General features: G+C 64.1%; 1 protein-coding gene and 2 pseudogenes. 2 read left to right on the top strand and 1 reads right to left on the bottom strand.

Going from position 1 to position 2,395, the window contains the following annotated elements; genetic code table 11:
- On the top strand, nucleotides 1-547 hold a 547-nt coding region (locus NKJ28_RS32885; protein ID WP_352638594.1), incomplete at its 5' end, for a hypothetical protein.
- Here the strand turns inward: NKJ28_RS32885 and NKJ28_RS32890 are convergent.
- Nucleotides 445-1,625 (bottom strand): annotated as a pseudogene (locus tag NKJ28_RS32890) (IS110 family RNA-guided transposase); the annotation flags it as partial. The gene NKJ28_RS32885 and the pseudogene NKJ28_RS32890 sit on opposite strands and share 103 nt — an antisense overlap.
- Nucleotides 1,626-1,879: 254 nt before the next feature.
- Here NKJ28_RS32890 and NKJ28_RS32895 point away from each other — a divergent pair.
- Nucleotides 1,880-2,162 (top strand): annotated as a pseudogene (locus NKJ28_RS32895) (transposase); the annotation flags it as partial.
- Nucleotides 2,163-2,395: the final 233 nt, after the last annotated feature.

The raw sequence follows: 2,395 nt of genomic DNA on the forward strand, positions 1-2,395 counted from the left end.
GGTCAACTGGGTGGAAGATAACATCGAGGAGACGCTGAGCTTCTATCGGCTGCCGCTAGCTCACCACAAGCACATGAAGTCGACGGATGACATCGACAAGCCTGATTTCGGCTTTTCGATTCCTGTTGCGTTTCTTTGTTCGGCTCAGGTGAGCCTGTTTCTTCGTCCCGGCCCACAGGATTTCCCGTGCGAGCGTGTCGAGACGCAGTCAAGGCTGGCCGGTGCGATGGCGGCACGGCCGGCTGCGAGGTTTCCAGGCCACGCCTTGACTGCGTCGAGCACGGCGCCAGTCTGGAGCGGACCGAGGCGGCGGTCGTGCCGGCACGTTCGTTATGCTATATTTGTCCGGCACGGACGACCGCGAGGCAAAGAGTGGTGCGAGAGGATGAGAGTGCCGCCACGCAGCCGTTATAGTCGTTCCTCCTTTGTGGCGTCCGTGCGCCGCTTCGGCCCGCGTGGCCGCCAATGCCGAACCATTAGCTCGTACGCACGCTCGGCATTCTCGGCCGCGGCTTTCTCGCTGTTTCGCAACTCCTTCACGTTGTAAGCGTAAGCCGAACCGCGGCGACCAACACCGCGCTCGCCCGGCGCGCCAGCCTTGAGAGCGAGCTGCCTCTGCTTTGCCGCCACCAGCGCCGGGCGAGCCCAGAAGTAGTCCTGCTCCTTTGTCAGCAGATGCCAGATCAACACGCGAGCTTACGGGCGACCGCCACGGCTGCGACCTGATGGCCACGCTTGTTGCGGATGCGTAGGAAGAAGGCTCTGAGCGGTCCGGGCGCCTTCGCCGCCGCCCAGGCGGCCTCGACCAGCATGGCGCGGGCATGGGAACGCCCACGTTTGCTGATCCGGCCATATTGCGCCAAGCCAAGACCGGATTGGCGCACACGCGGATTGAGGCCGAAGTAGCTCACCAGCTTCTGCGGTTCGCCGAAGCGGTGGATCTCGCCGACGGCGGCGATGATACCGCTCGCGATGATGGCATTGACGCCGGTGATCGTCTGAAGCCGCCGGACTTGCACATCATCAACCGCTTCCCGGGCGATGTCGCGATCGAGGTCGGCCAGATCCTCGGCCAGGCGGTCGATCTCGCGGATGTGGCGGGCGATGGCGGCCCGCTCGTCGTCGGGAAGCACCTGCCGCTCGAGCCAGGCGCGACCCCGACAGTTGAACAGATCGGCATGCGGGCACTTCGGCACGAGGTGCGCCTGCAGGATGCCATGCACCTCGTTCTTCACTCGCGTGCGATGCCGCACGACCTGGTTGCGCCGCGCGACGAGGCGGCGAAGCCGCTCAGTCCGCTCATCGGGAACCCAGACCTCCGGCAGAAAGCCGCTGGCATGGAGTTGCGCCAGAACGCCGGCATCAATCTTGTCGGTCTTGATCCTGGCATGAGCGATCGCCTTCACCTGCATCGGGTTGGCGACAATCACCCGGCCGACATAGGGCGACAGAACCCGCACCACCGCCATGGCGTTGCCCGTAGCCTCGACGACAACCTCATCAGTCCGTCGCAAACTGCGGCCGAACCCTTCCAGTCCCGAGCGGGTCATGTCGACCCGTCCGTGATGGCGCAGCCGGCCGTCTTCCCAAACCACCACCTCCGCAAAGGTGCGGTGGATGTCCATTCCAATCACACGTCTCATCGGCTCCTCTCTTCAACAATCGGGAGCCAGCGGGCGACGCGACACCTACGGATCCGCGCTCTCGGCGCAACCGGGCAGGTCGCAGGACCTCTCGCAGCTGATCGGCCCGTCGATGAGCCAAGGCGCTGCGACGCGCGCGTGGCGCAGCGCAAATTCCGTCTGCGTTTTGAGGACCGCATGAGCCGGCGGCACGGCAGCCGAGCATCGAAAGGCGTGCCAGAATGGTGGTGTTTGACAGCCACCTGTTCAGGGTCTTCACCAGCGGCCAGAAACGCCGTGTCACCCCAGCCATCAAGCGCCAGATGCGGCGGCGATCGGCCGTCGAGCCCGTGATCGGCCACGTCAAGGCCGAGCACCGGATGGGCCGCAACTATCTCGCCGGCAAGCAGGGCCGACGCCGTCATCGCCATCCTGGCCGCCGCCGGCTACAACTTCTCCCTCCTGCTCAGGTGGCTGAAGGTTCCTTTGTGGCTTCTCCTCGCCGCCCCTCAAAGTCAGCCGAAGGAACTCGAAGCCTGATCCCTCTCATTGTTCACGGCCGACTCAATCGCCTCCTAAAAGACCATTATTGCTTACGGTCGACCAGTAGTCCTTGAGGCCGGCAGCCTGGCCGATGATCGATCCTCCTGCGCGCCGGCGCATCGAATTGGCGCTACGCCGGCATCGCTACCCTTAAAAGTCAGTAATTGACCAGCAGGTCACGAGACATTCTGCTCAGTGACTTCGCGCCGTTCTCGGTCACGCGAACAGTC

The organism is Mesorhizobium sp. M0145 (assembly GCF_040322355.1).
GTDB lineage: Bacteria > Pseudomonadota > Alphaproteobacteria > Rhizobiales > Rhizobiaceae > Mesorhizobium.